The 8,200-nt window shown below is 71.8% G+C and carries 5 protein-coding genes and 1 pseudogene; 3 read left to right on the plus strand and 3 right to left on the minus strand.

What is annotated here, in order from left to right; translation table 11 throughout:
* Window positions 1-37: 37 nt before the first annotated feature.
* The 3 genes from hpnR to AB8Z75_RS27065 all read right to left on the minus strand — a co-directional run bounded on the left by hpnR (window position 38) and on the right by AB8Z75_RS27065 (window position 3,294).
* Window positions 38-1,546, minus strand: a complete 1,509-nt coding sequence (hpnR, locus tag AB8Z75_RS27055; RefSeq protein ID WP_369206432.1) for a hopanoid C-3 methylase HpnR — start codon at window positions 1,544-1,546, stop codon at window positions 38-40.
* A 257-nt stretch (window positions 1,547-1,803) separates the two neighbouring features.
* Window positions 1,804-2,217, minus strand: a complete 414-nt coding sequence (locus AB8Z75_RS27060; RefSeq protein WP_369206434.1) for a RidA family protein — start codon at window positions 2,215-2,217, stop codon at window positions 1,804-1,806.
* A 12-nt stretch (window positions 2,218-2,229) separates the two neighbouring features.
* Entirely contained in the window at window positions 2,230-3,294 is a 1,065-nt protein-coding gene (locus AB8Z75_RS27065) for an Rv2578c family radical SAM protein (protein ID WP_369206436.1), read from the minus strand.
* A gap of 200 nt (window positions 3,295-3,494) precedes the next feature.
* Between AB8Z75_RS27065 and AB8Z75_RS27070 the strand changes: the two genes are divergently transcribed.
* The 3 genes and pseudogenes from AB8Z75_RS27070 to AB8Z75_RS27080 form a co-directional block, all read left to right on the plus strand.
* Entirely contained in the window at window positions 3,495-3,938 is a 444-nt protein-coding gene (locus AB8Z75_RS27070; protein WP_369206438.1) for an SRPBCC family protein, read from the plus strand.
* Between the two features lie 291 nt (window positions 3,939-4,229).
* Window positions 4,230-7,160, plus strand: a complete 2,931-nt coding sequence (locus tag AB8Z75_RS27075; RefSeq protein ID WP_369206440.1) for a DHA2 family efflux MFS transporter permease subunit — start codon at window positions 4,230-4,232, stop codon at window positions 7,158-7,160.
* A 327-nt stretch (window positions 7,161-7,487) separates the two neighbouring features.
* Window positions 7,488-8,200: pseudogene (locus tag AB8Z75_RS27080) on the plus strand (M55 family metallopeptidase); the annotation flags it as partial.

Below are 8,200 nucleotides of genomic sequence, written 5' to 3' on the forward strand. Positions count from 1 at the left end.
GAGAGGGCGGTTCGGCCGGGTGGGGGAAGACCTGCCGTTACTGGGGCGAGGCGGGCCCGGCCTGGGCCCGCGAGCCTGCCCGGCCGATGGTGTGCACGAACAGTTCCTTGCGTCCGGGCGCCGCGGTGCGCCGCTCGGGCATCGGCAACTCGTAGCGGACCTCGCGCGCGTGGTCGGACAGCTGCCGGTTCGCGTTGTAGACCCGGCCGAACTTCCAGAGCATGCGGGCGAAGTTCGTCTGGCCGTGCGCCAGGTTGCGGCCGAGGATGCGCATCGCGCCGATCGCCGTGCTCAGCCCGAGGTGCTTGCGGTTGATGACGGCCTGGGTGCGCACGAGCTCGCGGTAGAACTGTTCGAGCGGCAGCCGGGTGGGCACCACGGCGTGCTGGATGTCGAAGAGCCGGTAGTCCCGCGTGGTCAGCTGGCGGCTCTCGGTGTGCCAGACCTCGGTGCCCGGATAGGGCGTCATGACCGTCAGGTGGACGATCTCGGGGACCGACAGTGCGAACTCCCGCACCAGCCGGAACTGCTCCTCGTCCCAGGCCGGATCGACGATGAGGTTGATGGCCACGCTGATGCCGAGCCGCCGCGCCGTCTCCAGCGCGCGGAAGTTCTCGTCCGGGCTGATGCGCTTGCGGAACTGGTCGAGACCGTCGGCGTCCAGCGCCTCCATGCCGAGGAACATGTAGCGCAGGCCCAGCTTCGTCCAGCGCTCGAACACCTCTTCGTTGCGGAGCAGGACGTCGGCGCGGGTCTCCAGGTAGTACTGCTTGCGGATGTTGCGCCGCTCCAGCTCGGCGGCGATGCCGTGCCCGTGGTCGGACTTGATGAAGGCCACGTCGTCGACGATGAAGACGTTGGGCTCGCGGATGGACGCCATCTCCTCCGCCGCCGCCTCGGGCGCGGTCCTGCGGTAGCTGCGGCCGTAGAAGGTCCACGCGGAGCAGAAGGAGCAGTCCCAGGGGCACCCGCGGGTGAACTCGATGGAGGCGCACGGGTCGAGCTCGCCGATGAAGTAGCGGTTGCGCCGGCGCATCAGGTCGCGGGCCGGGCGGGGCGCGTCGATGCTCTCCAGCATCTTGGGCGCCGGGCCCCTGCCCTCGGCCGTCACGACGCCGGGCACGGTGTGGGCGGCCCTGTCCGGCACGGCTGCCAGCAGCGGGACGACCGCCGTCTCGCCCTCTCCGCGCGCGATCGCGTCGACGGCGCCCTCGGCCTGTTCGAGTACGTGGTCGCCGATGAAGGAGACGCTGTGGCCGCCGAAGAAGACGAAGCACCCGGGGGCCGCCGCCTTGGCGCGCTGCGCGATCTCGATCGCCTCGGGGATGTTGGCCAGGTAGTTGAGGGAGATCCCCAGCGCCTCGGGCTGGAAGGAGCGCAGCTCGCGTTCGAGGAGCTTGTGGGAGAGCACCTGGAGGTCGACCACGCGCACCTGGTGTCCCGCGTCCCTGGCGGCGGCTGCGACGCGTTCGAGCCCGAGCGGCTCCAGGCGGAGGAAGATCTCCGAGTACATCAACGCGCTCGGGTGGACCAGCAGCAGGCGCATACGGGCGCTCCAGATCTCCAGGGCAAGGCGGTCGGCGTGCGGTCGCAGTCGTGGCCAGGGACATTGCCCCTTCGACGTAGGTTATCCGCCTACACCACTCTGGTCCCGTAACACGCCGACATGGCCCTTAGGCTCGCTTTGGCCCGGTTGTTCCCCTGTGCGTATGCGTGGGCCATATGCCCCTATGTGCCGCAGCCTGCCCCGTATCTATCCGTGCGTGCCCGTGCACGTGGGTTACGGCCGGGCCCGTACGTGTGTCATGGCCGGGCGGGCCCGGAGGGCAGGACGGCGAGCGCCTCGATCTCGATCAGCAGTTCGGGGCGGACGAGGCCGGCGACCTGTACCGCGCTGCACGCGGGAAGCCGCCGGGGGTCCAGATACCGGTCGCGTACGGCACGCAGTGCGGGCATCACCGCGAGGTCCGTCACGAAGAAGGTGAACTTCGCGACGTCCGCGAACGTGGCACCTGCCCCGTCCAGGCAGCGACGCAGGTTGGCGAACACCTGCTCGGCCTGCGCCGTCGGGTCGCCCTCGTCGACGACCTTGCCGTCCGCGTCGAGGGAGACCTGGCCGGATATCGCGACGATCCTGCCCTCCCCCTGGACGACGTGGCTGTATCCGTTGCCGGGGGCGAGGCCTTCGGGGGTGGCGGTGTGCTGGAGCGTCGACATGCGCGCATGCTCTCAGAGCAGCGTGAGTTGTGTGCAGCGGTTTTCCACGGGGGGCGCCTCCGCGCCCGCGTCCTCGTCGGGGCCCGCCGCCTCCGGCCCGATCCGCCGTGCCGCTCCCGGGGTCGAGGGGCCGACGCCGTACTCGGCGGCCAGCTCGTGCACCTGCCGGGTGATCCGCCGCTGATACCACTTGGGCGCGTAGGCGCCGTTCGCGTACAGCGCCTCGTAGTGCCGCACCAGATGCGGGTGGTGCCGGCGCAGCCAGTGGAAGTACCACTCGCGGGCGCCGGGACGCAGGTGGAGGGCCAGCGGCGTGACGGAGGTGGCTCCCGCGGCGGCGATGGCGCGGACCGTCGTGCGCAGCTGGGCCGGCGAGTCTCCCAGGAACGGAATGACCGGAGCCATCAGCACCCCGCACGGGATGCCGTGCTCGGTGAGTTGGCGGATGACTTCCAGTCTCCGCTGCGGGGCGGGGGTGCCGGGCTCGACCGTCCGCCACAGTTCCTCGTCCGTGAAGCCCACCGACACCGAGACCCCGACGTCCGTGACGGCTGCCGCCGAGCGCAGCAGGTCCAGGTCGCGCAGGACGAGGGTGCCCTTGGTGAGGAGGGAGAACGGGTTGGCGTAGTCGCGCAGGGCGGTGAGGATGCCCGGCATCAGCCGGTACCGACCCTCCGCCCGCTGGTAGCAGTCGACGTTCGTGCCCATGGCGATGTGCTGGCCGCGCCAGCGCGGGCTGCTCAGCTCCTTGCGCAGCAGCTCGGGAGCGTTGACCTTGACGACGATCTGCGTGTCGAACCCCGCGCCGGTGTCCAGGTCCAGATAGCTGTGCGTCCTGCGGGCGAAGCAGTAGACGCAGGCGTGCGAACAGCCGCGGTAGGGGTTCACCGTCCACTCGAACGGCATGCGCGAGGCGCCGGGCACCTTGTTCACCAGGGAGCGGGCCCGCACCTCGTGGAAGGTGATGCCGCGGAACTCGGGAGTGTCGAACGTACGGGTGACGGCCGAGGTGCCGAAGAGGGCGGGCGCGGCGGCCTGGCTGTGGTCGTCGGTGTCCCTCAGTTCGTCCCAGCGCATGTGCGGCCTCCTCAGTGGTGGTGTCGCGTCCCTCTGGCGGCACTGTCGCTCTCTCGTCCCTGGCTCCCCCACAGAATAGAACACCTGTTCCCACTGGCCGTGTCAAGGCGGATTTGGGTGCCCGGAGTGAGGGTGGTTGGCTGGTCGCGATGTCCGTAGAGCCCCGCGCCGCACGCGGGCCGACCAGCACAGGAGGAGCCATGGCGCAGGTCGAGGCGACCACGCAGCGGGAGATCGCCGCCGAGCCCGAGAAAGTGTTCGATGCGCTCGCCGACTACAACGGAGCCCGGTCCGAGGTGCTGCCCGAACAGTTCAGCGAGTACGAAGTGCGCGAGGGCGGTGACGGTGAGGGCACCGTCGTGCACTGGAAACTCCAGGCCACGACCAAGCGTGTCCGCGACTGCCTGCTGGAGGTCAGCGAGCCCGCGGACGGCGAACTGGTCGAGAAGGACCGCAACTCCTCGATGGTCACCACCTGGCGGGTCACCCCGGGCGCGCGGACGAACAGCGCCCGGGTCACGGTCACCACCGTCTGGAACGGCGCCGGCGGCATCGGCGGCTTCTTCGAGAAGACCTTCGCCCCCAAGGGCCTGGCCCGCATCTACGACGACCTGCTGGCGCGGCTCGCCTCCAAGGTCGAGTGACCGCTCACCCCGGGGGGGCCGCCGCCTCGCCGGTGAGCCCGTGCGGGGCGTTCACCGCGAGGTGAGCCCGCGCTCGGCCGCTCACTGGATCGGGTGGTTTCCCCCTGTGCGGCCTCGACTGCCGACGACACGGTCCCGGCGGGGAAAACCCCTGTTCGGCGGGTCGAAAGACGCCCCGGGCAACCGAGTTGAGTCCCATCTGTCCCATGCCGCGCACCAGAACCGCGGTTGAACGCTCTTGTCGTGCAATGCGAGAAATACTCCCCCGAAAGCAGCGGCAAGGGGAGTGCGATGGGCGGGACCGGCGGGACGATCCTCGGCAGCAGGGACGACGAGCATCCCGCGCCGGGAGGGGGCGCGGCCCGGATCCGGGCCGCTCACAGCCCGGCCGCGGTCGAGTTCAGGGTGGAGGTGCCGGGCCGGCGCGAGGCGCCGGTCGCGGCCGTCCCGGTGCGGGCCCCGGAAGTGGCGGGCACCGAGGCCGCCACCTGGGCAGGTACCGAGGCCGACGCCCGGGCCGGTACCTGGGCCGGTATCGCGGGCGCCGGGCACCCCGGCCCGGACGCAGGGCAGCCCTCCTGGGACACCACCGTCCAGGGCGGTGCGCTCGCCGGCGGACAGCCCCCGCCACCCGGGAAGGCCGGACAGCCCCCGCCACCCGGTGCGGACGAACAACCCCCGTTCCCCGGCGAGACCGACCCCGCGCAGGTGGTCCGGCCGCACGCGGGGGAGTCCCCGCAGACGGTCCGACCGCCCGCGGGGGAGTCCCCGCAGGCGGTCCGACCGCCCGCGGGGGAGTCCCCGCAGACGGTCCGGCCGCACGCGGGGGAGTCCGCCCAGGCCGTCGCCGGAACCCAGCCGGAGATCCCCCTCAGCCCGGCGCGCCTGCGCCTGGTGTTCTGCGCGCTGATGCTCTCCCTGCTGCTCGCCGCGCTCGAACAGACCATCGTCGCCACGGCGCTTCCCAAGATCGTCGGTGAACTCGACGGCCTGAGCCAGATGTCCTGGGCCGTCACCGCCTACCTGCTGGCCGCCACCATCGGACTGCCCATCTACGGCAAGCTCGGTGACCTCTTCGGCCGCAAGGGGCTCTTCCTCTTCGCCATCGCCGTCTTCACGGTCGGCTCCGCCCTCGCGGGCTGGGCGGGGTCCATGGAGGCGCTGATCGTGTACCGCGCCATCCAGGGCACCGGCGCGGGCGGCCTCATGATCGGCGTCCAGGCGATCATCGCGGACGTGGTGCCGCCCCGGGAACGGGGCCGCTACATGGGCCTCATCGGAGGCGCGTTCGGGCTCGCCTCCGTCGCGGGGCCGCTGCTGGGCGGCTGGTTCACCGACGACCTGTCCTGGCGCTGGTGCTTCTGGTTCAACGTGCCCGTCGGCCTGCTGACCCTCCTGGTCACCTCCTTCGCGCTCAAGCTCCCGCGCCCCCGCGTGCGCCCCCGGCTCGACGTGTTCGGCGCGCTCCTGATGGCCGCCTTCTCCACCTGCCTGGTCCTGCTGACCAGCTGGGGCGGAACGACGTACGAGTGGGGCGACCGCGTCATCTGGGGGCTCGCGGCCGGAGCTGTGGTCAGCGGAGCCCTCTTCCTGGTCGCCGAGCGCTTCGCGCCCGAACCGGTGCTCCCGCTGCGGCTGTTCAAGGACTCCGTCTTCAACGTCACCGGACTCGTCGGCGTCGCCGTCGGCGTCGCCCTGTTCGGCGCCGCCAGCTACCTGCCCAGCTTCCTGCAGATGGTCGAAGGCGTCAGCGCCACCACCTCCGGGCTGCTGATGCTGCCGCTGATGTGCGGCGTGGTGGTCTCCTCCACGCTCTCCGGGCAGCTCATCTCCCGCACCGGGCACTACAAGATCTTCCCCATCATCGGCTGCGCACTCTCCGCCGAAGGCATGTGGCTGCTCTCCAAACTGGACGAGGACACCTCCCGCCAGGTGTTCGGCGTCTGGTCCGGCATCCTCGGACTCGGCATCGGCTTCGTGCTGCCCGTCCTGGTGCTCGCCGTGCAGAACTCCGTGCGCGCCGCCGACCTCGGGGTGGCCACCAGCGCCAACAACTACTTCCGGCAGATCGGCGGCAGCGTCGGCGCGGCGCTGTTCGGCACCCTGCTCGCCGACCGGCTCGCGGACGCGCTCGCCCGTGAACTGCCCCCGGGCCAGGGCAAGCTGCCCGATCCGGAGTCCATCACCCCGCAGCTCGTGCGCGCCCTGCCCGCGCCGCTGCGCGACGGCTACATCGAGGCGTACGCCGACGCCATGCCGCGGATCTTCCTCTACCTCGTCCCGGTGCTCGTCCTCGGGCTGGCACTGTCCCTCTTCCTCAAGGAGAAACCACTGGTGTCCCAGCACACGTCCGTGCCGCAGGCCCGTACGGCCGACTCTGCCGCCGCACCGGCACCCGAGGCCAACGGCGCGGCCCCCCACCTCCAGGCGCAGCACCCGCACACCCCCGCCGTGCCGTACGCCGCAGGCGTCCCGGTCTGCGGCACGGTGCGGCACCACGACGGCAGCGCCGTCCCCCGCGCGGCGCTCACCCTCGTCGACACCGGCGGCCGTCAGATCGGCCGCGGTGCCACGGGCGACGACGGGCGGTACGCGCTGAGCACGCCGGGAGAGGGCGCCTACGTGCTGATCGCCGCCGCGGGCGGGCACCAGCCGCGTGCCGTCAGCGTCAGCGTCGGGGAGCGCCCCGTCGACCTCGACGTGGTGCTCGGTGGAGCGGGACGTCTGGCGGGCAGTGTGCTGACGGCCGACGGCAACCCGGTCAAGGACGCCACGGTGACGCTGACGGACGTGCGCGGGGAGGTCGTCGCCACCACCCGCAGCGGACGCGAGGGGACCTACGTCATCACCGAACTCGTCGCGGGCGAGTACACCCTGGCCGCCAGTGCGCCCGTCTACCGTCCCGCCGCGCTGCCGGTCTCCGTGCAGGCCTCCCGCGAGACCCGGCAGGACATCGAGCTGGCCGGCGGTGCGGTGCTGCGCGGCACCGTGCGGGCCAGCGGCGGGCGGCCCGTCGAAGAAGCGAGGGTCACGCTGCTGGACGCCGCGGGCAATGTCGTCGACACGGCCACGACCGGCGCCGACGGCATCTTCCGCTTCGTCGACCTCGCCTCCGGCGAGTACACGGTCGTGGCCGCGGGCTATCCGCCGGTGGCGACCGTGCTGCAGATCGCGGCCGGCGGTCGCACGGAGCGCGACGTGCAACTGGGGCACGAGGACTGAGCCGGGCCGCACGGGGACCGCGCCGGGCCGCACCGGAACCGCGCCGGGCGGCGGTTCTGGCGACCGGCGCGGGGCCGGACCGGCGGTCGGACGGGTGGGCGCTCCCCCTCTGCGGAGAGGGGAGCGCCTCGCCGTTCCCCGGGCTTCCCCGGGCTTCCCCGGGCTTCCCCGGAGCAGACGGCGCGGCGTGCCGGCCGGGGGAACTCGCAGGTCAGCGGTGCGATGTCGGCAGGTCCTCACCCGCCCGAGTGGAATCGAGAGGTCTAAACCAGTGGAGTTATCCACAGGGGTGTCCTGGTGGTGGCCGACCGCGTAACGTTCCGAGACATGAAGATCCTCATCAGCGCCGACATGGAGGGCGCAACGGGAGTCACCTGGCCGGCGGACGTGCTGCCGGGCACCCCGCAGTGGAAACGCTGCCGGTCGATGTTCACCTCCGACGTGGACGCGGCCGTGCGCGGCTTCTTCGAGGCGGGCGCTGACGAGGTGCTCATCAACGAGGCGCACTGGTCGATGCGCAACCTGCTGCTGGAACAGCTGGACGAGCGCGCGGAGATGCTCACCGGCCGGCACAAGTCCCTCTCGATGATCGAGGGCATCCAGCACGGCGATGTCGACGGAGTCGCCTTCCTCGGCTATCACACGGGCGCGGGCAGCGAGGGCGTGCTCGCCCACACTCTCCTCGCCAACTCGCTGACCGGCGTGTGGGCCGACGGCGTGCGGGCGAGCGAGGGGTATCTCAACTCGCTGGTCACCGCGGAGTACGGCGTGCCGATCGTGCTGGTGACGGGCGATGACCGCACTGTCGAGGACGCCAAGGGTTACGCGCCCGAGGCCAAGGGTGTCGCCGTCAAGGACTACGTCTCGCGGTACGCCGCCGTCTGCCGCGAAGGACTACGTCTCGCGGTACGCCGCCGTCTGCCGCCCGCCCGCACGCACGGCGGCCGAGATCCGGCACCCGGCCCGCCGCGCCGCCCCCCTGGCCGTCCGGCACACCAGCCCAGAGCCCGAACCGCACACCATCGAGATCGAGTTCGACG

This window comes from Streptomyces sp. PU-14G, from assembly GCF_041028275.1.
GTDB lineage: Bacteria > Actinomycetota > Actinomycetes > Streptomycetales > Streptomycetaceae > Streptomyces.